This window comes from Microcoleus sp. PH2017_05_CCC_O_A, assembly GCF_020738785.1.
In the GTDB taxonomy this organism is placed as follows: domain Bacteria; phylum Cyanobacteriota; class Cyanobacteriia; order Cyanobacteriales; family Microcoleaceae; genus Microcoleus.
On the sequence record NZ_JAEQCB010000125.1, the window covers coordinates 1 to 22273 of the forward strand.

The following is a 22273-nucleotide window of genomic DNA, read 5'->3' on the forward strand; positions in this document are numbered from 1 at the left end:
GGCTACTACCTTGTGTCTGCCAAAAGAGGCGATCGCCAAACTGGGACTAAAACTCCTCAAAGAAGTAGACGTAGCAACAGCAATGGGTATTGGCAAAGCCCGCATTTTTCAAGATGCTAAAATATCAATGTTTGACCGGGAAGGCACTTTCGAGTGCTTGGAGTTACCGGGAGGTAATGATGCACTTTTGGGTGTCATACCTTTAGAATCATTGGGATTGGAAATAGACTTGCAAAATCAAATCTTGAAACCTTTACCCATCAGTCCGACTGAAACCTATTTGACGATTTTGTAGCGCTAACCCCCATTTTTGAGACGGTTGTGCGTTGACAAGTGCGATCGTTTTTCTCGATTCAGCAATATTGTAGCGTTCGTCAGCGAGGGCCCTAATTTTCAGGTGGGGAATCAGAAGTGGCTGACGCACCCTACTATTTTATGAAAACTAATATTATCGTTTCGAGTTGTATGGGAATAATTTAACCACAGAGAACACAGAGGACACAGAGGGAGAGAATAGATATCTGAATGCAGGTTATGACAATTTGCAAGCGGCAATGTTAGGTGAAAAACCAGTAGAGCAAGCTGTCACTGATGCGGCGGCGGCTTGGAATCAAAGGTAGTTTTTCGTTAAAGCTGGGGCGACTTTTTTTTTAGTTCGCCTCTTGCTTTTTTTTGCAACTTGACATATCATTAAATAATGGAAATCCGTGCCGCCATATATATAGGTCAATATCGGCATTAAAACTATTATCCTAGGTTCGTAGTGAGGACTTTAGTCATTCTTTAGTAAAAGTAATATTATCGTTTCGAGTTGTATGGGAATAATTTAACCGCAGAGAACACAGAGGACACAGAGAGAGAATAGAGATTTGAATGGAGGACAATGGTATCGGCTGAATAAGTAGGGCTAGAAGTTATTCTAGTTGTCAAGGCAAGCCCAAGGGATGAAGAGAAGACTTTAGTTGGTGCATTTAGCTTTTGGGTTTTTCAAGTCCCAAAAGCCTTTCGACATCAATTATGCAATCGCCCTGTTGACTTGTCAAGACAGTACCTACAGGCTTTTGGGATTGTTTTTGTGAAGCGAACCCCAACCGACTACCAATTAATATGAGGATATTTCCATTCGTAATAATTGGGAAACACAAAATTAGTAAACGAAACCGAAATACTCACATCCAGGGATTGTTCCAAAATCACCTCAATGATTTTCGCCTCTCTGTAAAGCGGATACTTTTCGTAGTCAGGATTTTCGCCGTCAACCTTGCTGAAAACTCCGACATGATTGTAAAGTAGAGGTGTTTGCTGCGGACAAATCAACTTAATTAATTTGCGTCCCGATACCTGTGCTAAAACTAAGTTAACCGGGTCGTGGTGTAGCGGTGTAATTGTACCTTTCGGGCCAAACCAAAAGAAAATTCTGCCTTTGGTATCGTCGGGAGTCAGATATTCTGGGAAAATTTCAAAGTCGTTGAATAGCGGTTTAAATTCTTCTCTTTCCAGAGTTTGGTTGTTAGCAACCATGTAGCAGTCGTTGCTAGGGCCGCCGTTGACGACCATATCTATATATTCGCGGAACTGAACGGTTTTTTTGTGGTTGTGTATCTTAATTTCGTAATCCGGATCGGAATTGCGGTTGGCTTGAATTTCCACCTCTGCATCGCCGTATTTTTCCTGCAAATACTCTGGCGTCCACAACTGTAAGGCTTTCCAGTTGTGCATGATGTTGGTAATAATTACCGGAGTGTTTTTTGCGTAGTAATTTTCGAGAAAATACTCTCTAGAAAGACTGCTTTTCCGTTCGATTGTGCCAAACTTGGAAGAGAGGGCTGCTAATTGATTGTTGATGGTTAGTTGCGATTCCAGTTTCTGCAATAACTGTACGTAATGGCTGCCTGCTTGGAAGTACGGATGAGAGGATATTGAATGATGTCTGCATCTGGTAAATTTAATAGTTTGTTGGCTGCTACCCACTGTTTCAGGTTGTCGGGGACTTCTGGTTTGCTTGGCGCTGCTGCGAGTAGATTGGGCAAGTTTTGCGTCAGCCATTCTAGATTAACCTGTTGTTCTTCTGTGAGGGTAATCCGTAAGGGGGGAAGTGTGATGGTTAGGGGTTGGGTGTCAGGCATGATTGGAGTGTTTTGTTTTGGGGTGGTTTTGTTTTGCTTGAAGTTGCTTAACTAATATATAGCCTTTCTCAGTAACAGTGCGGCGATCGTAGGGCGTGGGCATAGGGCATAGGGCATAGGGCATACCTCACTTATTTGAGAAAGGCTATAGCAATCTGGTTGGATTTGTGAATGAGTTTTTTTATAATCTGCGATAATAAACAGGCGAGACGCCTGTTCCACGGGCGCTAATAAAGAGAGAGAGGGTTGCTATCACTATTTTAGCTTAACGAGTGTTGGCTGTTTGAGTTTTCTGGGTGCGATCGCTTTTGTCCGGATTTTTTTGTTAATTTTAAGTTAAGGTTGCAGATTTTTTATCCATTGGCGGGTTCCGAAATATTTGCAGGAATCGGAAGCTGTCTTCGCTGCGGCGCTTAGGGCGTTTGTAAAGTTTTTTTGTAAAATGTAGTGACAGAAAGCGCCGTGAAAGATGTCGCCGGCGCCTAATGTGTCTGCGGCTTGTATTTGGGGCACTTCTACACTACCAAAACTGCCTTTGCACAAGTATTGGATTGGTTTTTCGCCGCGTGTGATGGCAATGTTGGAAATTCCGGCTGCTGAGAGATAAGCAAAGACTTGTTGGGAATTGTCGCAGTCGGGCGGATGAAAGTTATCCGAACACACAACCCATTCAACGAAGGGCAATATTTTTTCTAATCCGGGTTTCCAACTGCCGCCGTCTAGTACGATTGGAATGTTTTTTGATTGGGCGAGTTGAGCAATTTCTTGGCTGGCTGCGATTTGATGTCCGTCAAACAGTATGATATTAACTGATGTTAAAATATCCTGGTTAATTGCTTGGCTGTCAACCTGAGATTTAGTGGCATTCACTGAGATTACTGCCCGATCGCCCGTTGCTTGAGTTACGATAATCGAAGAGACTGGCGGAGAGTGCGATCGCCCGGGCTGCAAATCGATTATCCTGACATTGTACTCCGCTAAGTCTGCACGGATTAATTGGGCGATCGCGTGAGTACCGAAAACTCCCGCCAACACCGCCGCATTCCCCAAACCGCTAAAAGCCACCGCAGCATTTGTCGCCGGCCCGCCCGCAGCAATGGTAGAATCAACAGCAACAACTTTCTGATTTTCCCCCGGAGGCTTGGAGGCTAAATAAATTAAATCCAAAGTCGCCAATCCCAAAAACAATCCAGTCTTCATAATCTGTCTGATATTTTTTCTTGTGATATTGGTTCTTAAATCTGTGGCATGGGCGTCCCGCCCGTGTTATATCTGCGGTTAAAAATAAAAAACATCAAAATGCAGCCAAATCCCAATACAGGAACACTGTACATTGTCGGAACGCCGATCGGCAATCTCGAAGATATGACATATCGCGCCATCCGAATTTTGCAAACAGCAGACTTCATCGCCGCCGAAGACACGCGCCACACGGGCAAACTTTTACACCACTTTCAAATAAAAACGCCCCAAATCAGCTATCACGAACATAACCAACACCAGCGACTCCCGGAATTAATCGATAAACTGCTGTTAGGAAAAAGTATCGCCCTCGTCACCGACGCCGGAATGCCCGGAATTTCTGACCCTGGATACGAGTTAGTCAAAGCCTGCGCCGATGCTAATATTAACATTATTCCGATTCCCGGCCCGAGCGCTTGTATAGTTGGGATAAGTGCATCGGGATTACCTACAGACAGATTTGTGTTTGAAGGATTTTTACCCACCAAAGGTCAAGAACGCCAGCGGAGTTTAGAAAGTTTGCAAATAGAATCGCGCACTATTATCTTATACGAATCTCCGCACCGATTGCGGCAAACTTTACAAGATTTAGCAAACACCTTGGGAAGCGACAGACAGATTGTACTGGCGCGGGAGTTGACTAAAATGCACGAAGAATTTTGGCGCGGTAGTATGGAAAGTGCGATCGAACTTTACACCACACGCGAACCCCAAGGAGAATTCACCCTAGTGATTGCCGGTATCCAAACAAACGCACCAATTTTCTCAGAAGACGCCATCAAAGCCGAATTGCAAACATTAATTGCAGAAGGTGTAAGTCGTTCCCAAGCCAGCCGCCAACTCGCGCAACAAACATCCCTCCCCCGCCGCCAAATCTACCAACTAGCCCTCACAATTGGCGACAACGAATCACCAGAACAACCTTTAGAAGACTTGTGAATAACTCTCTCTTCTCCTTCTCTGCGCCCTCTGCGCCCTCTGCGGTTAAATAAAAAAAGCTAAATAATCACACTAATAAATTCTATGGTACGCGGAAACTACGATCGCCAAAAACCCTATTTACGCAACCCCCACATCAACAAACCAATCGCCGAAATCTATGCAGACTTAGACGCCTTTAGCTGGGAGATATTTGAAGACCAACCCCACCGCTTCGATACAGTCAGTTTCTACGTCTTGCTTCCCCCGCTGTTTTACGAAGGAAAATTCATCAAAGGGATTTACTTCAGCGAAGGAGTCGAACTGATAAACAAACTATTTCCCCAACTTTCCTCAGTATTTCATTCCTTCACCTATTCCCCCGGAACCTCCTACTCCTGGGCACCCGTAGCCGACGCCTACTCCAGTTTATACAAAAACCCGCAGCGAGCCAAGTGGTTTCGCGAAACATATCCCGATCGCGCCAACAAACCAATCATACCACTGCAAGACACCGACTTCATCAACGAATACTTAATTTCCCCTCGCAACGTCCCCGCCAAAGACATCGACCTCCTCGCCGTCGCCCGATTTTCCGAAGAAAAGAACTTGCCGATGATTGCCAAAGCCTTAAAAATTTATCGGCAAAAGTATCCGCAAAAACTCATAAAATTAACAGTTGTCAGCGGTCACGACTTTGATGTTAATAACTTGAAAACTCTCGACGAGAACGCATTAAAAGAATTGCACGAAGTTGAAACAATTTTAGGAAATACCTCCGACTACATCAACTTACTGCCGCGAGTTGACTACTATCAAGAAATCCCTAACTATTATTCGCGGGCACAAGCATTCGTCCTGGGTTCCCTTCTCGAAGGCAAAAACCGGGGAATTACCGAAGCCATGAGTTGCAACGTACCAGTAATTTGTTTTGAAGAATTCAACCAATACGCCCGAGGAAACTCGCCCGTTTTCCCGGAAGGTGCGGGTCTTTATTCCAAATTTGACGCGGAATCCTTAGCGGATACGATTCATACAGTATTGCAAAATCAAACTGAATTCAAACCGCGATATCAGTATTTAAAGCATTGCGGTCGCAAGAACTTTTTCAATACTTGCCTTGACAGTTTTCCCTACTACCAGCATAACATTCCCGACTACAAAACGGGAGCGGGATTTAAGAATTTGTGGCTGGATTTGGCCGTGCAGCAAAATTATCAAGTCAGCTTGGATAGTTTTTTGTACGGAGGTTCTCCGCTATCTCACATTCGCGGGACAAATGCGATCGGGCAAAATCTCGGTGAATTAACCAAGTTTTTAGGCTAATTCCCAATTAATTATGTAGGGTGCGTCAGTTGGGTTTGTTTGATGATAATCGAGTAAATTAAATCTGACTCACCGACTTAAGATGTAATTCTTGATACTAAAATCTAAAATCTAAAATCTAAAATCTAAAATCTAAAATAGTATTAGGATGTCACTCAGCAGGAGAAACACAGAATGCACGACTTAAAAGTTGTCATTATCGGTGCCGGAATTGGTGGCTTAACTGCCGGTATCGCCCTCCAACAAGCAGGTTATGAAGTTGCAATTTACGATCGCGTAAAAGAACTGCGTCCAGCAGGCGCTGGTATCTCCATGTGGTCGAACGGCGTCAAAGTTCTCAACCGCCTTGGTTTAGGCGCAAATATGGCGCAAATTGGCGGAAAAATGGAGCGCATGGAATACCGCACCAAAATCGGTCAACTGCTAAATGACATCGATTTAATGCCGCTAATTCAACAAGTCGGTCAGCGTCCTTATCCGGTGGCGCGCCGTGACTTACAACAAATGTTATTAGCAGCTTTTAAGGAAGAAGTCAAGCTCGATCGCAAATGTATTGCCGTGGAAGAAGACGCAACCGGAGTAACTGCAATTTTTGAGAACGGAGACAAAGCGCGCGGCGATTTGTTGGTGGCTGCTGACGGCGTTCGCTCAATTTTGCGAACCCATGTATTGGGCTGCGAAGTACAGCCGAAATACGGCGGTTATATCAATTGGAACGGGCTAGTAGCGGCGGATGAAGCACTAGCGCCGCCAAATACTTGGGCGATTTATGTCGGTGACTGCAAGCGCGCCTCATTAATGCCCGTAGCGGGCGATCGCTTTTACTTTTTCTTTGATGTTCCGTTACCCACAGGAACTCCCGCCAATCCCGACAATTACAAAGCCGAACTTAAAGAACATTTTGCAGGTTGGGCCGAACCAGTGCAATTGTTGATAGAAAGATTAGATCCCAATACAGTCGCCCGCCCGGAAATTCACGACGTAGGCCCGATCGACTCCTACGTTCGCGGTAGAGTTGCTTTGCTGGGAGATTCCGCCCACGCTACCTGCCCGGATTTGGGCCAGGGAGGCTGTCAAGCCATGGAAGATGGACTCGTACTCAGCAACTACCTTTCGACTACGAATTTAGGCGTAGAATACGCGCTCAAACGCTACGAAACTGAGCGCAAGCAGCGGGCGAATGCAGTTGTCGAAAAAGCGCGCCAGCGTGCCGAACAAATTCACGGCAAAGATCCGCAGGTGACACAACTTTGGTACGAACAACTGGCTAAGGAACAGCCAAGTGATGTCACAGATGCGATCGCCAAAGTCATCATGGCAGGGCCCCTACACTAGCACAATCTTCTAGCGGGAAAATCAATCAAAAATTAGCATTTAACCTTACAATAATGTCAGGCAAACTTACTACTCACGTTCTCGACACAGCCCGCGGCTGTCCGGCGGCAAATATGTCGATCGCCCTGCAATCAATTGACCCCAACTCCGGCGCCAAAATCCTGCTAAAAACTGTAACAACTAATGCTGACGGCCGCACCGCTGCTCCGCTACTATCAGAAAACGAGTTCAAACCGGGAATTTATGAATTAGTCTTTGCTGTTGGCGAATACTTCGCGCAGTCCGCCGAAAATTTGCCCGATCCGCCTTTTTTAAACAGCGTTCCAATTCAGTTCGGCATCGCCGACCCAAGCTCACACTATCACGTACCGCTGTTAGTTTCGCCTTGGTCGTACAGCACCTATCGCGGTAGTTGATTAAACAGTTGACAGTTGACAGTTGACAGTTGACAGTTGACAGTTGACAGTTGACAGTTGACAGTTGAGGGCGCAGTGTTTATCGCGGTAGGGTGCATCGCCCATAGCAGTTCTCAAGAAAGTGAGGTACCCTCTCAAGCTATTACCAATTACCAATTACCAATTTGTCAACTGTACCTCATCTATCTGAGAAAGGCTATATATTTGTAAATATCCAAAATTGTTGGAGCGACGCACCATGCTTTAACTAAAGAGGGGAGATGTCAAATAATTAATTTAAAATTAAAAAAACCATGTTAGTCACAAAACAACCTGTTTTCAAACGCTTCTGGTATCCCGTTATTCCCGTCGCCGAATTGTCAGGCGAACCAAAACCTTTTGTATTATTAGGTCAGCCGATCGCACTTTGGCTCGATTCTGAAGGCCAACCCGCAGCAGTAGAAGACCGCTGCTGTCACCGCACTGCTAAACTTTCCCTGGGAAAAGTTGTCAGCGGCAACATTTCCTGTGCTTACCACGGCTGGACATTCAACTCGTCAGGAACTTGTGTCAGCGTTCCACAACAGCCAAACGGCTCGATTTCTGGCAACTACAAAGTAAAATCTTATCAGGCTTGCGATCGCTACGGATACGTTTGGGTTTGTTTGGACGAACCAATCGCCGAGATTCCCAATATTCCCGAAGCAGCAGACCCCAACTACCGCCAAATTCACGAATTTTACGAACCTTGGAATTGTGCGGGATTGCGGGTGATGGAAAACGAATTAGATATGGCTCATCCTACTTTTGTACATACCGCAACTTTCGGCAGCGAAGAGCATCTCACGCCCGATGTGATGGAGTTTACAGAAACAGAATGGGAACTGCATTACCGAAGTGTTTTGGGTGTCGCTAATCCCGCCGAACAACAGCAAAACTTAAACATAGAGCAAGCTGAAACCGTGCGGACAATAGACGGAATTTGGTTTCTACCGTTTACCGTCAAGCTGCGGATTGCTTACCCAAACGGACTCGTTCACATCATCGTCAATACCATGACTCCGATTGACGATGCGACTTCTCAAATGGTGCAGTTTTGCCTCCGGAACGATACCGAAAATGAGGCAAAAACCAGCGATATTATTGCCTTCGATCGCGCTGTTACTTTAGAAGACAAGCGGATTTTAGAAACAACAGATTGGGACGTACCGCTCGACATCGCCCAAGAGCAACATATGCTGACAGATAAGCCGGGAATCATCATCCGCCACAAAATTGCTGCACTTCTAAAAGCCCACGGCGAAGTCGAACAAACTAAAGTCAGTTGACAGTTGACAGTTGACAGTTGACAGTTGACAGTTGACAGTTGACAGTTGACAGTTGACAGTTGACAGTTGACAGTTGACAGTTGACAGTTTGTAGATGTAGGGTGCGTCGCCATCGAAAATCCCTAAAAAAGATCGACAATCTCACAGCGACGCACCTGACCAACTTCTTTGGTAGCAATATTTTTTAGAAATGGTATTAATTAATTTAATTAGCAATGCAATACTCTCTCATTGAACTCAACGAAATGAGCCAGGAGACATTTACAGAAGCCTTGGGCGCGATTTTTGAACGCACTCCCACAGTCGCCCGTTGCACTTGGGACGATCGCCCTTTTGCCTCCACAGCCGACTTGCGCGCTAAAATGGTAACAGTCGTCAATTCCATGACTGGGGAAGAAAAATTAGCATTAATTCAAGCACACCCGGACTTGGGAAGCAAAGCAAAAATGGCTGTAGCATCGGTTAACGAACAAGCCGGCGCAGGTTTGGATCGGCTATCTGTCGCAGAGTTCGATCGCTTGCAATCCCTCAACCGATCGTACCGCGAAAAGTTCGGTTTTCCCTTCATTGTGGCGGTGAAAAACCAGACAAAAACCAGCATTCTTGAAGCATTTGAGCGCCGCCTCAACAATTCCCCAGAAACTGAAATGCAGCAGGCTTTAACAGAAATCTATGAGATTGCGCGGTTTCGCCTTGAGTCGGCTATTGGGAAAGAGGATTGAAGTCCTCACTACGTTAACTGCGGGAAAATGCCCGCAAAAATGCCGTCAGAATTGCTGGCACTGTACCAATGCCAAACCACAGCGCAAACAGTGGCACTAAAATGCTACTTTTGGTACAGTATTGAATCCAAGTGAGGCTCATGTCTAAATTTTTATATTTCCAAATCCTAGTGACAGCAACACCCTCACTATTTTGTATTAGCCTGCTGCATTCTCCGGCAAGCTCTGCTGCGGAAGTTTCCTATAATAAAACTCAAGAAATAATAGCCTCGCCAGGCGACTTACCGCTGGTTGATGCCGCCCAGTCACAAAGTGCGTTAGCGAAGCCCTCGAAGAGGATCGCCCAAATTGAAACAGCGGCAAATCCCGCATCAACGCCAGAAACAATCGCTGATGCCAAACCACAAAAGCCAGAAAAAGCCGAGAGTATTTCCCTCACAACAAACAGCGAAAAAACAGCAGTAAATTCTCAACAAAACGATGTCACCCAGACAAATATAACAACAGAACAATCCCGTACATTACCAGTTGCGCTAGAGCCAAATTCCACAAAAACAAAGCCTGCACAAACCCTAGAACTAACTGCCGATATTTCAGCGAAACCAACAACAAACAAAGAATCGGAAGTCGCCGCAACTTCCCAACCAAATAATCTGCAACCGACAGATACAGCAACTCAAAAAACCAGCGAATCAAACCTCTTATCAGAATCAATTCAAACCCCAGAAAAACCAGCGCCGACAAACATCACCCAAGTCCAGGCAGACAGCTTAGAAGCAACCGATACTTCCGCCTCGCCGGAGATGGAACAAGTCACATCAGTTTCCCAACTCAGCGACGTTAAACCCACAGATTGGGCATTTGGCGCGCTGCAATCATTAGTAGAACGCTACGGCTGCATAGCTGGATATCCCGACGGCACTTATCGCCCAAATCGAGCCATGACTCGCTACGAATTCGCCGCCGGTTTGAATGCGTGCCTCGATAAAGTTGCTGAGTTGATAACAGCAGGAACCTCGAATTTAGTTAAAAAAGAGGATTTACAGAAACTCCAGAGACTACAAGAAGAATTTGCCGCAGAACTAGCAACGCTGCGCGGTAGAATCGATGTATTAGAAGCTCGCACGGCGAATTTAGAATCGAATCAATTCTCAACTACCACAAAACTCAATGCGACGGTTTGGTTCAACCTCACCTCAGCATTTCCGACTGGCGATATCACCGCAGAACGCAGCCGCACCGCCCCCGGAAGCCCGTTTGCTGCCCCAACTCGCGATGCTAACAATCGACCGACTCGCGTTGAGCGCGGGCAGCCTGAAACTACTTTTAGTTACTATGCTTTCCTGACGCTAAACACTTCGTTTACTGGCAAAGATTCCCTGGTAACTCAGTTGGTTTTCGGCAACGGCAACTCGCCTGCAAACGAATTAGTTTCGGCGGGCTTTTACAACTCGTGGGGAAGTCCTTTTTTAGATCAAACTGGTGCGCCAACGGCTAATGCTGTGGGAATTCGCGAGATGTCCTACACGTTTCCCGTCGGAGATAAAGTCCAAGTTGCGATCGGGCCGCGATTGAATTATTATCGATATTTTGATGGCAACCGTTTCACATTTTATCTGAAAGGGGCAACGAGTTTTAACTCGAACGGAAGTACACTGTTAAATGCAGTCGATCGCGGTTCTGGTGCTGTTGTCAGTTGGCAAGTTGCCAAGCCGCTGAAGTTGACGGCTGCTTATATGGCTGAAAATACAGAATTTTTGAATCCTGCTGTATTTAATACTGCTAGCAATCCCAGGGATGGTTTGTTTAACAGTTCCAACACAATGACAGCGCAGTTGGAATACGCCCCCAGCAATTCTTTCAATCTGCGGCTGATTTACGCGCGATCGAGCCTCAAACCTTATAATGGATTTATTGGCGGTGCTGTGGGCGAACCGCTGCCTTACGGTTATGCGGATGACGGTTTTGGGGGAAGAGTTAGAGACTCCGGTGCTGATACTTTTGTGGTTAATTTTGATTGGTTGTTGAGCCGGAATTTTGGTTTGTTCGGGCGGTATTCCTACGGCCAGCTTGAGGTAAATCCGGTAAATCGCGATCGCTCTGGCGGAGACATTAAAGTACAATCTTTTCAAGTTGGCATTGGATTTCCGGATCTGGGAAAAAAGGGCGCGCTGGGTGTACTTTCATTTGTGGTTCCCCACGATTATATCTCGGGTCGCAGGTTCTTGCTCTCGGGCGGCGGCAATGGAGGTACTCAGTACGAGGTAGAGGGTTCGTATTATTACCCGATTACTAATAATATTGCGATCGTCCCGGCATTCTACGCTATCTTTAATGCCAACAATTTTGATAGCAATCCCACCGTGTTTGTGGGCAATCTTCGCACTCAGTTCAGCTTCTGAGCGAACAAGCAAGATGCCTGTTCCACAAGGAATAAATTTTATGGTGGAACAGGCATCCTGCCTGTTATTGAGAATGGTTGACAAACCTCTAATGTGCTGTATGATTAATAATGAGTCAGCCAAAGTCATTTAATATCAATTCCGGCTGCATCGGAATTATTAGCTGCCAAAATGAGGAGACGGCTTGGCCTTTGTCCCTACAATCAATCTGGGGTAGGGACAAAGGCCAAGCCGTCTCCTCTATATCATTCCGGCGCAGCCGGAATTGATATAACATAACAACCTGAGATATGAGGCTGAATCAACAATCTTTAACAATAGCAAACCAACTCTATTTAAAACTTAAGGACAACTGACTTTGGGTCTTTCATTTCGCGCGATTCGCCGCACTCAATCTCTGCACGAACAGACTTATCAAGCTCTCCGAACTGCTATCCTGTCGGGGGAATTAGTGGCTGGAGAACGCTTGATCGAAACTCAACTGGCAGATATGCTCAACGTCAGCCGGACTCCGGTGAGAGAGGCTTTGTGCGAACTGCAACGTGAAAATTTAGTTACGGCAGATCCGCATCACGGATTGCGCGTCGCTACGCTGTCGATCGCAGATGCAGCAGATCTTTATGATTGTCGGATTGCTTTGGAACAGCTATCGGTAGCCGAGACCTGCCAAAATGCGACACCGGCTCAAGTTCAACAATTGGAAGCGATTGTGTTGCAGGCAGAAAGTACGACATATTTGCGATCGGGCGAATTGACAAATTATCAATTGCTGTACGCTGACTGCCAATTTCACCGCTTGCTAGTCCAAAGTTCCGGCAATCCTTGGTTAGTAACTTTATTAGATCAGGTATTTGACAAAATGATATTAGTGCGGCTTCGCACGATGGAATACAATCCCGGAGTATTGGAAATCCGCAGCGAACACCGTCGCATTTTTCAAGCTGTCATCGAACAAAATCCCGTCGCAGCAGCCGCAGCAATTCAAGAACATTTAATTGCCAGTAAAGCGCGGGTAATTAAAGAAATTCAGGAGATAGAAGGGAAACAGTTGACAGTTGACAGTTGACAGTTGACAGTTGACAGTTGACAGTTGACAGTTGTTAATCAAAAAAAACTGAAAACTGATAACTAACAACTGTAGTTCGCGATCGCACTTGCGCCCTCAGAAACCCGGTTTCTTACTATATTTCTCGTTCCCGAAGAGCAAAACTCGTAGAAACCGGGTTTCGACGCACCGATGCGTAATCAATGAACAGACAACAGTCAAGTGTCAACTCTTCTCTAAGCAACCGGGCAAGCTGTCCACTGCCAACTATCAACTGTAAACTATAGCAATCCTAATTGATTTTCTAGATCTCAAAAACCTGAAGATCTTACTATACAAGGAGTCGAGGAAGACAAGCGGGCGTTGTTTTGTGAGAATCAGATCGGATTACTATATCAACTGTCAACTATCAACTGTCAACTGTCAACTGTTATATATGCCAGTAAATTATCCGCGAGACTTAATCGGTTACGGGCAAAATCCCCCCGATCCTCAATGGCCGGATCGATCGCGCATAGCACTGCAATTTGTGATCAATTACGAAGAAGGTGGAGAAACCTGCATCCTGCACGGCGACGGTTCTTCGGAAACATTTCTGTCAGAGATTGTCGGCGCCGAACCCCTATCGGGACTGCGCCACATGAATATGGAATCCTGTTATGAATACGGCAGTCGGGCCGGTTTTTGGCGCCTCCACCGGATGTTTACTTCTCGGAAGATACCGGTGACTGTTTACGGCGTGGCGATGGCGTTAGAAAGGCATCCCGAAGCCGTTGCAGCGATGTTGGAGGCTGATTGGGAAATTGCCAGCCACGGCTACCGCTGGATTGATTATAAGTATTTTGGGGAAGAGGCGGAACGGGAACATTTGCACAGGGCGATCGCCATTCACACGCAAGTTACCGGCAGCCGTCCCCTCGGCTGGTATACCGGGCGCACGAGCCCGCACACCCGCAAGCTAGTAGTGGAAGAAGGCGGTTTTCTCTACGATGCCGACAGCTATGCGGATGACTTGCCTTACTGGGTGTACGAGTGCGATCGACCTCACTTGGTAATTCCTTATACTCTTGACAATAACGATATGCGGTTTGCGACGAGTCAGGGGTTTAACTCTGGGGATCAGTTTTTTGCTTACCTACGCGATGCTTTTGATTTACTCTACGCCGAGGGCGAGATTGCACCCAAAATGATGAGTGTGGGGCTGCACTGCCGCTTGACGGGGAGGCCTGGGCGGGCGGCAGCTTTGGCGCGTTTTTTGGATTATGTACAGCAGCATGAGAGGGTTTGGATATGCCGCCGCATTGATATTGCCCGACATTGGCATGAATATCATAAACCGATGGTTTCTAAGAAGGACTGAAGTCCTTACTACGAACCTGGGAGGACTGAAGTCCTTACTACGAACCTGGGAGGACTGAAGTCCTGACTGCTGACATCTTGCACCCATGTCAAGAACAGGCAAGATGCCTGTTCCACAAAGGGTGAGTTTGATTCTGGGGTGTCTCGCCCGTGGGGTGGGCGTCTCGCCCGCCCGTAAAAGGCTGATTGCAAATGGTGCAAGATCTCAGTAGTGCGAAATTGCTTTGTAAGCGGCCCATCCACCGCGATCGGAAATATCTTCCCATTGGTATTTCTCTACTAACTCGCGGGGGTAGAAGAAAGCGGTTAATACTTCCCCGTCTTCCAAAATCACATCGGATGGATACATATGTGGGGGTTCTCCGGCTGCAAGCTGTTCAAAGTCTGCGACAGTTAATTCGTACACTTCTCCCGGAATTGATACGCCTCCGGTAGCCACTTCGTAAATTGCAGGATGCCAGCCATTTTCTGCGGAGTACAAGCGGTAAATCGGACGAGTTTTGGCTTCTCTAATGAACTTTGCTTCTCCCAGGTTGCTGTTGTCTGGCTGACCCCGCAGGGCGGAACCGCAAATGAATACTCGTTTGCTTACAATTGGTGTTTGACTCATAAGTAGAAGGAAGAAGGAAGAAGGAAGAAGGAAGAAGGAAGAACGAAGAAGGAAGGAGGTAGAAGGTAGGAGGTAGAAGGAAGAAGGCTATAAAGGCTATAAAGGCTATAAAGGCTATAAAGGCTGCGCCAGCGGGTAAACAGAAGACATACAGGCCAAGATTTTTAGCGATCGGTATTTTACGTTTAATTAGGTGGATTGACTCATATCACCCGATCGATAAAAATGTACTTGTTTCTACAGTTAAATCGCTGCGATCGCTTTATGCTGCGTGCTGTATTTTGATTGCAGCAGTTTAAGTGCTACAGCCGATCGCCTGTTGTAGGCAAAACTACATTATTTTACAGATTTAACCTGTCTGGGATACATTCTACAATAATCAGTTAAATGATTAATAATACAAGAGCGATCGCATCATTAAATTTCCCAGAATAGGAGAATGTAACATGACAGTTAGGCTAGCACTTTCAGTCAACGGTTCGCGCCTCAACAGCAGCATTGCCCAACTCGCCCAAATCGGCAAACTGCCGGGAGGAGGTGTCAGTCGGGTAGCTTTTACCAAAGAAGATTTGCTGGCGCGCAAACTTGTTGAGTCTTGGATGCGAGAAGCAGGGATGACAGTTCGGATTGACGCGGCTGGAAATACGATCGGCAGATATCCCGGATTGCGCGAAGGTGCCGCACTAGCAACCGGTTCTCACATTGATACTGTTCCTACGGCGGGCCATTTCGACGGAGTTTTGGGAGTTTTGGCAGGAATTGAAGTCGTGCGGGTGTTGCGCGAAAACGGCCTGCGCTTGGAACACGCCATTGAGACGATCGTATTTACCGACGAAGAAAGCACCGTTATCGGCTGCAAAGCGATGGCGGGAAATACAGTCAACAACCCCGAATATTACCGTCGCAGCGATGCCACTTCCATCCAAACTTGTTTAGCACAAATTGGCGGAGATTGGTCAAAAATTGCGGAGGCAAAACGCCATCCCAAAGAAATAGCTGCTTTTGTGGAATTACACGTCGAACAAGGAGGTGTTTTGGAAAGTACGGGCGACTGCATAGGAGTAGTCAAAGGTATTGTCGGACAGTACCGCCTGGGAGTGAGAGTAACGGGCAGCCCCAATCATGCTGGATCGACGCCCATGCACGCCAGAAAGGATGCGCTGGTAGCGGCTTCCCAAATGGTACTAGCAGTCAACAAACTGGCAGTAGAAACACCAGGAGAACAAGTGGCAACGGTAGGTTACTTAACTGTGTGGCCGAATGCTACGAATACTGTGCCGGGAAAAGTCGAGTTTAAAATCGACTTGCGCGATTTGTCTGAAACTAATTTGGAACAGTTGTTAGCTAAAATGAAATTGGAGTTTCAAGCAATAGCCTCTGCCACCCAAACCGAAATCGAAATAACTCAATTGCTGCACGTACAGCCAACACTAGCAGCACCAAAGATTCAGAATGCAATTGTAGAAGTTTGTCAAGAATTAGGGTTTAGTTACAGGCATTTAATTAGCCGGGCAGGACACGACGCCCAAGAAATCGGACGCTTTACCGATATGGGGATGATTTTCGTGGCTTCTCGGGGCGGCATCAGCCATGCAGAAGATGAGTATACTTCGCCAGAACAGTGTACTCAGGGGGCGAATGCGCTGCTGCAAACCTTCCTAAAGCTCGATCGGCTGTATGCTGCTAAGGGCGATCGATTCATGATATTTCCTTTAAATTTGTAGGAGCTCTTACCCCCCGTGCCTACCCTATCTATCGGGTTCTTCACGAGGGGGGAAGAGCTCCTACAAGAATTATGCAAATGATTTAGGATTGCTATAGGTAAGTCCTAAGGAATGAAAATTAAATAACTTCCACAGGTTTTATACTTCTTGTGGGATGGGCGTCCCGCCCGTCCAGAAAGGGTGGGCGAGGTGCCCATCCCACAGACTTGTGTAAATTATTTAATTTGCGATCCTAAGCTGTTCTGCATTTAAATTGAATGTCAAAAAATAATCCCCCTCTTGTGGAGTGGGCCAGAAGAACTCGCCCTGAACATCCAATTTAAATGCGTGACAGCTTATTCATAAACCAGTAGTAAGCTGTTCTGCATTTAAATTGCATCTCAAAAAAATCAGACAATGAGTGGGGTGGGCGTCTCGCCCGCCCTGAATATACAATTTAAATGTGCGACAGCTTAACACAAGATGCTAATTTATAATTGCTAATAGGGAACAATTGCAAGTCTGAAGAAGTCGTTAAAAATTGTCTAGAGCAGCTAGCAAAAAAATAGTAATCTAGATAAGGGTATTGGCCAAGTAATTTTTAGCAACGATGAAATTAAATCGGTCTGGTATTTCTAAATGGTTGACAATCCTATTTGCTAGTATTTTAATCACTTTCGCCTTGCCTTTGCTGGCTAGGGAGATTCAACTGCCGGGGAGTCGGTGGGTAGAAGTACGGCAAGTTAGGGGAAGCGTAACATATCAAGGCAGACCAGCAAAAGTGGGCGATCGCCTGACAACAGCCGGCCAGCAATAGCGCGGTTTTAGCGGTAGACACTGGCATCGCTACGATTAATCTAGCAGAATTAAGCACCGTCCAAGTTAAAGGTCTGTCCGTTGCTGTCAATGGAGGTAGAGTTACCTTGCTGTCAGTCCCCGCAGGATTGGCAAGAGTTTCGGCCCGACGCTTGACTAACGCCAATTCGCGCCTAGAAATTAACAGCCCAGCGGGAGTTGTGGGTGTCAGGGGGACTGAGTTCGCCGTGGGTGTTGGCCCAGAGGGAAAAGCCGCAACTGCCTTATTTGAGGGGAAGGTTGACGCTAGCGCTCAAGGGCAAACTGTGAAGATAGAAAAGGGCTATGCTTCCGTCACTTTTCCCGGCAATCCTCCCAATCCACCCCAGGCATTCAAAGAAAATCTGAACTATGAATTGATCAGTTTATCAGCCATCAGTCAAGACAAAGTTCGATGCATTTGTACTGTCGATCCGCTGAATTTAGTGTATTTAAACGGCCAACCCTTAAAGATGGATCGAACAGGTAAAATCGACGAGATAGTGCCGAGACCAGCTAACTCTGACTACTGGCTAGTTGTTCGCAGTCCGGTGGGAAATGAGGTGTCTTATGAACTCGGTGCTAGTTTACTTAAGAAATAGATAATGACTCAATTAATAATCCCTCGTTTGCGAGTTTTTTTTACCCGCAGCCAATCCTTACTGCCGGGGGTTGCTGCTGCTCTTATTTCCTTGGGCGCGTTGCATTTGGGTGGCTGGAAACCGCTGGAACAACTGAGTTCTAACAGCCTGTTTCAACTTCGCGAAAGTCGAATTTTACCCAAACCTATTTGGGATAAACGAGTGGTGGTCATTGCCATAGACGAAGCAAGTTTAAGAAAGTTGGGGAGATTTCCGTTTTCGCGCGATCGCTACACTCAATTATTACAAGCCCTTTCCCCTGCTAAACCCGCAGTCGTTGGTTTCGACATTATTTTTGCCGAATCCAGTCCCCAAGATGACCAACTTGCAGACGCTATGAGTGCAACAGGTAATGTAGTGTTAGCCCAGGCTTGGGATGACCGAGGAAAACCGCTACCAATTGTACCAACTTTAGAAGCCGCAGCCGCCGATCGAGGTCATATTTTCCATAAGTCAGACACAGATGGGATCGGTCGTCAAGCCACGCTGTGGCTGCGAGATATTCCCTCCTTAGGAATTGCCATGCTTCACGTTTACAACGCCGACAAGCAACCGCAATCTGGAGGGCTAGAAAAGTTTTTATCACCGCCTAATAACGGCAGTCTAGAATTTTACAGTGCAGGGATAAATTGGCCTGGGAAAACGCAATTTATACCGACTTATTCGTTTGCTGATGTTCTGGAAGGTAAAATTACCAAAGATGCTTTTAAAGACAAATTGGTATTAGTAGGTACGACGGCAACAGGTTTAGATCCCTTGCGGACTCCTTTAAATCAAATTTCACCCACCAGTGGGATTTACCTTCATGCCGCAGTTATCGATAACTTGCTAAATAACCGACTGCTGCAACCTTTACCTGACTGGACAAGTTGGCTGATATTACTTTTAATTGGGCCAATTACTAGCGGGATATTATCGAAGGTTGGGCCCAGGGGACGAATTGCGATCGCTATCCTTTTCCCTCTAATCTGGTATGCAGTTTCTTTCTTATTATTTACGTTTAATTCTCTACTAATGCCCATTGCTGCACCGATTGGTACGATCGTCTTAGCTGGAATTGGACTGCAACTGCGAGAACAACAAGAGAAACAACAATTAATGAGCCTATTTGAAAAATACATGGCAAAAGAAACTGCTGAATTAATTTGGCAGCGAAAAGACGAAATCTTTAAAAATGGCGAACTGCAACCGCAAGAAATGGTCGCCACCGTTTTATTTATGGATATTCGAGGGTTTACTAGCATTTCCGAGCAACTATCTCCAGATGAATTGATGCCTTGGCTAAATCTATATTTAAATGCCATGAGTGAGTGTATTATGAATCACGGCGGCGTGATCGATAAATATATTGGCGATGCAATTATGGCAATATTTGGCATTCCCTTTCCTCATACTAAACCTGAAGAAATCAAACAGGACGCTCAAAATTGTATTGCCGCTTGTTTGGATATGTCAGAACGATTGAAAGAATTAAATCAGAAGTTTCAAAGGGAAGGAAAGCCAAAAATTGAATTCGGAGTTGGCATTCATACAGGGTCGATTATTGCTGGAACTGTCGGCGGCGGGAATCGATTAAATTTTTCGGTTTTAGGAGATACTGTGAATATTGCCGCCAGGTTAGAACCAATGAATAAAGATATTAAAGAAGACAATCCTTATCGAGTATTAATAACAGGAGAAACCTGGGAATTGGTGAGCGATAGCTACGAAGCAAAACCCGTTAAGAGTATTCAATTAAGAGGCAGAAAACAAGAAACAACTATTTGTGCGCTTGTTGGCAAAAAATGAAGATGATTTTCGTGGCTTCTCGGGGCGGCATCAGCCATGCAGAAGATGAGTATACTTCGCCCGAACAGTTTACTCAGGGGGCGAATGCGCTGCTGCAAACCTTCCTAAAGCTCGATCGGCTGTATGCTGTGTATGCTGCTAAGGGCGATCGATAATCTACTTCTCAAGCGATGTATGGTGCGTGACAGCGAATAGATTTGTGCGGTAGTATAAGAACTCAGCATTCACGCACCGCAACTTTATATAATAGCAGAGTTTTTTAGCTAAATTGATATTATATCTAGGACTTCGAGTTACCATATAAAAAATACAAGCCAGCGTGGATATCAACCAACAAAAAGAACAATTTAGCAACACCTACCTGCAAGCCATCGCCAGCGTTGCAGGCTATTCTCTTTACAAACCATTTGTAGACGACGATAGCGTAGACTGGGGAATTGCTGCCAAAGGAGGGACAGGTAGCATCCGAGCACCGCGCTTAGAATTGCAGTTAAAATCGACATCAAGGGATGTTCGAGAAAATAACTCGATTCGCTACCCTCTCAAACTCAAAAACTACGATGACTTGAGAATAGATGACTTCGCCGTACCCCGAATTTTAGTTGTTGTTTTAATCCCCGAAACAATAGCAAACTGGTTAACTCAGTCAGAAACAGAAACCTGCATGAAGGAATGCGGATATTGGATATCTCTGCGGGGAATGCCAGAAACACAAAACACCACCGCTGTCACAGTCACTATACCGAGAACTAATCAATTTACAGTCATCGCCCTTCAGTCAATTATGGAGGGGATTAGCCAAGGAGTTCAACCATGAAAGTCACATTCCAAGATAGCGAAACCCTCCAAACAGTCAACCTAAATCAAGTTAGAAATTACCTGCAAATTCACGGGTGGAATGAAGACAAACCTTTCTTAGAAAATGCCACACTTTGGCACAAACCAGTCGCCGGAGAGGAATTTGAAATATTACTCCCCAACCAACAAAATCTCGGAGATTATGCTGCCCGAATCCGGGAGATAATCGAAATATTAGAATCCGTAGAAAATCGATCGCAAAGTGAAATTTTAGCAGACTTAATTACCGGGATTCCCAATACAACTATTCAGGGAGTTGTGATGCAAATTCACACGCCCAACGCCGACAACTTAAGCGGCGAAATTACCTTATTAGGCGTGATTTGCGACAAATTACAGAAAATTAAAACCGAACTTGCAGACAAAGATTATATCCTCGCTATCAAAGCTTATCAAGAACGCTTGCCTTTCGTCTGTACGGGAGATTTGATCAAAGAAAATCAAACTTTCATTCTCAAAAATCCCCGCAACTTTACTCTAGATAATTTATGGCAAAATTAACAGATAATGTTACAGGAGTGAGAGCGCGGGAACTCTTGGCACCGCCCCTACAGAACAAATATCCGCATAAATCTTTTTCGCCAACATCCTAGCCAAATTCACAGGTACTGCATTCCCAACCATTTTGTAGCCGTCAGCAATATATTTGTACTTGAAAATAAAGTCATCCGGGAAAGTCTGAACTCGCGCACACTCTCGCACAGAAAGCCGACGGTAAGGCTGAGGCGAATGCGGGTCAAAAATGCGCTGATCTTTGCCAACTAAAATCATTTTACTAGCTTGAGGGTGCAAAGGCGCGTGTCTGCCGCTGGCCTGAATTGTAAAGGAAGGTTCACCCCAACTTCTAACTCGATTCCGCGACATATAAATGCTGGAAAATCCTAAATCTGCACATTCGTGATTCGCGACAGAATCGTGATAATTATCTAATTTACCCTTAACTAGAATTGGGGCGATCGCCTGCAAGTCAAAAATCGCATTTTGCAGTGTCAAAACCTCGGTTCCAGGTGCGGGAAACTCAAAACCAAAACCCAGATCCTGACGATAACCGATCACAATCACCCTTTGCCTATCTTGGGGAACACCAAAATTTTTAGCATTCACCAACTTGAACGAAACCCGATACCCAAGTTCCTCAAACTGCGATAATATATAAGTGAAAGCATCCTGATTTCTGGGCGCTAAGATGCCGCTAACATTCTCAGCTAAAAAAAACAAAGGCTGCTTGTCTCGGACAATTCTAATATACTCCCAAAAAAGCTGACCCCGAGAATCATCAATTCCCCGTTTCGCGCCCGCCGCACTCCAACTTTGACAAGGAGGCCCGCCAATAATCCCAACACAGTCAGGAATTTCATCAGAATTAATTTTTCGGATATCTCTGCGATCTAAAATAGTTTCAGGATGGTTAAATTGATAGGTATCCCAAATAGTGCGATCGTACTCATTAGCCCAAACCGGATTAAACCCAGCCCGACGAAAACCTAAATCCAATCCACCACAACCCGCAAACAGAGAAATAATATTCAAAGCCACCTTTTGTTACCCGCAATAAATACAATAAATTAATAATAAAACTTTCTTTGATGAGATATCTGTCTCTTGCTTCTCTCACTCTGCGCCCTCTGCGCCCTCTGCGGT

At 45.7% G+C, this 22273-nt stretch carries 24 protein-coding genes; 17 read left to right on the top strand and 7 right to left on the bottom strand.

Annotated elements, in window-relative coordinates:
- Positions 1 to 295: aspartyl protease (locus JGK20_RS24770; RefSeq protein WP_293232487.1), on the top strand; the 295-nt coding region annotated here is incomplete at its 5' end.
- Positions 296 to 1095: 800 nt separating this feature from the next.
- Here the strand turns inward: JGK20_RS24770 and JGK20_RS24775 are convergent.
- From JGK20_RS24775 to JGK20_RS24780, 3 genes are all read right to left on the bottom strand, one after another.
- The gene (locus JGK20_RS24775; protein ID WP_366039435.1) at positions 1096 to 1872 is read right to left on the bottom strand and encodes a cupin-like domain-containing protein; all 777 of its coding nucleotides are present in this window, start codon (positions 1870 to 1872) and stop codon (positions 1096 to 1098) included.
- Positions 1848 to 2126 (bottom strand): hypothetical protein, encoded by a 279-nt coding sequence (locus tag JGK20_RS34655; RefSeq protein WP_366039437.1) that lies wholly within the window; start codon positions 2124 to 2126, stop codon positions 1848 to 1850. The genes JGK20_RS24775 and JGK20_RS34655 overlap by 25 nt, the downstream gene beginning before the upstream one ends.
- A gap of 336 nt (positions 2127 to 2462) precedes the next feature.
- A complete protein-coding gene (locus JGK20_RS24780; RefSeq protein ID WP_293232489.1) occupies positions 2463 to 3326 on the bottom strand; it encodes a sugar kinase in 864 nt (287 codons plus the stop codon).
- 99 nt (positions 3327 to 3425) lie between these two features.
- Here JGK20_RS24780 and rsmI point away from each other — a divergent pair, with 99 nt between their 5' ends.
- The 6 genes from rsmI (at position 3426) to uraD (ending at position 9392) form a co-directional block, all read left to right on the top strand.
- Entirely contained in the window at positions 3426 to 4307 is an 882-nt protein-coding gene (gene rsmI / locus JGK20_RS24785; protein WP_293198390.1) for a 16S rRNA (cytidine(1402)-2'-O)-methyltransferase, read from the top strand.
- An 84-nt stretch (positions 4308 to 4391) separates the two neighbouring features.
- Positions 4392 to 5612, top strand: a complete 1221-nt coding sequence (locus tag JGK20_RS24790; RefSeq protein ID WP_293191541.1) for a glycosyltransferase — start codon at positions 4392 to 4394, stop codon at positions 5610 to 5612.
- Between the two features lie 174 nt (positions 5613 to 5786).
- On the top strand, positions 5787 to 6947 hold the full coding sequence (hpxO, locus tag JGK20_RS24795; protein ID WP_293191538.1) for an FAD-dependent urate hydroxylase HpxO: 1161 nt from the start codon (positions 5787 to 5789) through the stop codon (positions 6945 to 6947).
- A 53-nt stretch (positions 6948 to 7000) separates the two neighbouring features.
- Entirely contained in the window at positions 7001 to 7363 is a 363-nt protein-coding gene (gene uraH / locus JGK20_RS24800; RefSeq protein WP_293182068.1) for a hydroxyisourate hydrolase, read from the top strand.
- A 293-nt stretch (positions 7364 to 7656) separates the two neighbouring features.
- A complete protein-coding gene (locus tag JGK20_RS24805; protein ID WP_293182066.1) occupies positions 7657 to 8670 on the top strand; it encodes an aromatic ring-hydroxylating dioxygenase subunit alpha in 1014 nt (337 codons plus the stop codon).
- 215 nt (positions 8671 to 8885) lie between these two features.
- Complete coding sequence (uraD, locus tag JGK20_RS24810) at positions 8886 to 9392, top strand: 2-oxo-4-hydroxy-4-carboxy-5-ureidoimidazoline decarboxylase (protein ID WP_293182064.1); 507 nt, start codon at positions 8886 to 8888, stop codon at positions 9390 to 9392.
- Between the two features lie 13 nt (positions 9393 to 9405).
- On the opposite strand, the gene JGK20_RS24815 is transcribed toward uraD, so the two are convergent.
- Positions 9406 to 9534 (bottom strand): hypothetical protein, encoded by a 129-nt coding sequence (locus JGK20_RS24815; RefSeq protein ID WP_293182062.1) that lies wholly within the window; start codon positions 9532 to 9534, stop codon positions 9406 to 9408.
- Here JGK20_RS24815 and JGK20_RS24820 point away from each other — a divergent pair.
- Positions 9533 to 11794 (top strand): iron uptake porin, encoded by a 2262-nt coding sequence (locus JGK20_RS24820; RefSeq protein ID WP_293232491.1) that lies wholly within the window; start codon positions 9533 to 9535, stop codon positions 11792 to 11794. The genes JGK20_RS24815 and JGK20_RS24820 overlap by 2 nt on opposite strands.
- 115 nt (positions 11795 to 11909) lie before the next feature.
- Here JGK20_RS24820 and JGK20_RS24825 read toward each other — a convergent pair whose 3' ends face one another.
- The gene (locus tag JGK20_RS24825) at positions 11910 to 12071 is read right to left on the bottom strand and encodes a hypothetical protein (protein WP_293182059.1); all 162 of its coding nucleotides are present in this window, start codon (positions 12069 to 12071) and stop codon (positions 11910 to 11912) included.
- A gap of 81 nt (positions 12072 to 12152) precedes the next feature.
- Between JGK20_RS24825 and JGK20_RS24830 the strand changes: the two genes are divergently transcribed.
- The gene (locus JGK20_RS24830) at positions 12153 to 12860 is read left to right on the top strand and encodes a GntR family transcriptional regulator (protein ID WP_293232493.1); all 708 of its coding nucleotides are present in this window, start codon (positions 12153 to 12155) and stop codon (positions 12858 to 12860) included.
- A 415-nt stretch (positions 12861 to 13275) separates the two neighbouring features.
- On the top strand, positions 13276 to 14199 hold the full coding sequence (puuE, locus tag JGK20_RS24835) for an allantoinase PuuE (RefSeq protein ID WP_293232495.1): 924 nt from the start codon (positions 13276 to 13278) through the stop codon (positions 14197 to 14199).
- Between the two features lie 204 nt (positions 14200 to 14403).
- Here the strand turns inward: puuE and JGK20_RS24840 are convergent, their stop codons facing one another.
- Entirely contained in the window at positions 14404 to 14808 is a 405-nt protein-coding gene (locus tag JGK20_RS24840; RefSeq protein WP_293191532.1) for a gamma-glutamylcyclotransferase, read from the bottom strand.
- 446 nt (positions 14809 to 15254) lie between these two features.
- On the opposite strand from JGK20_RS24840, the gene JGK20_RS24845 reads away from it, so the two are divergent.
- The 7 genes from JGK20_RS24845 to JGK20_RS24875 all read left to right on the top strand — a co-directional run bounded on the left by JGK20_RS24845 (position 15255) and on the right by JGK20_RS24875 (position 21133).
- Positions 15255 to 16532, top strand: coding sequence for a Zn-dependent hydrolase (locus JGK20_RS24845; protein WP_293232497.1), 1278 nt, complete (start codon positions 15255 to 15257; stop codon positions 16530 to 16532).
- Positions 16533 to 17121: 589 nt separating this feature from the next.
- Positions 17122 to 17328, top strand: a complete 207-nt coding sequence (locus JGK20_RS24850; RefSeq protein WP_293232499.1) for a hypothetical protein — start codon at positions 17122 to 17124, stop codon at positions 17326 to 17328.
- A 34-nt stretch (positions 17329 to 17362) separates the two neighbouring features.
- On the top strand, positions 17363 to 17947 hold the full coding sequence (locus tag JGK20_RS24855; RefSeq protein ID WP_293232509.1) for a FecR domain-containing protein: 585 nt from the start codon (positions 17363 to 17365) through the stop codon (positions 17945 to 17947).
- Between the two features lie 3 nt (positions 17948 to 17950).
- On the top strand, positions 17951 to 19774 hold the full coding sequence (locus JGK20_RS24860; RefSeq protein WP_293232501.1) for an adenylate/guanylate cyclase domain-containing protein: 1824 nt from the start codon (positions 17951 to 17953) through the stop codon (positions 19772 to 19774).
- Positions 19775 to 19776: 2 nt separating this feature from the next.
- Positions 19777 to 19929 (top strand): hypothetical protein, encoded by a 153-nt coding sequence (locus JGK20_RS24865; RefSeq protein WP_293182043.1) that lies wholly within the window; start codon positions 19777 to 19779, stop codon positions 19927 to 19929.
- A gap of 164 nt (positions 19930 to 20093) precedes the next feature.
- Positions 20094 to 20591 (top strand): DUF4365 domain-containing protein, encoded by a 498-nt coding sequence (locus tag JGK20_RS24870; RefSeq protein ID WP_293182041.1) that lies wholly within the window; start codon positions 20094 to 20096, stop codon positions 20589 to 20591.
- Entirely contained in the window at positions 20588 to 21133 is a 546-nt protein-coding gene (locus JGK20_RS24875; protein WP_293182039.1) for a hypothetical protein, read from the top strand. The genes JGK20_RS24870 and JGK20_RS24875 overlap by 4 nt, the downstream gene beginning before the upstream one ends.
- 9 nt (positions 21134 to 21142) lie before the next feature.
- Here the strand turns inward: JGK20_RS24875 and JGK20_RS24880 are convergent, their stop codons facing one another.
- Positions 21143 to 22162 carry a DNA cytosine methyltransferase gene (locus JGK20_RS24880; protein ID WP_293182037.1) on the bottom strand — a complete coding sequence of 340 codons (1020 nt, stop codon included), beginning with the start codon at positions 22160 to 22162 and terminating at the stop codon, positions 21143 to 21145.
- Positions 22163 to 22273 lie beyond the last annotated feature (111 nt).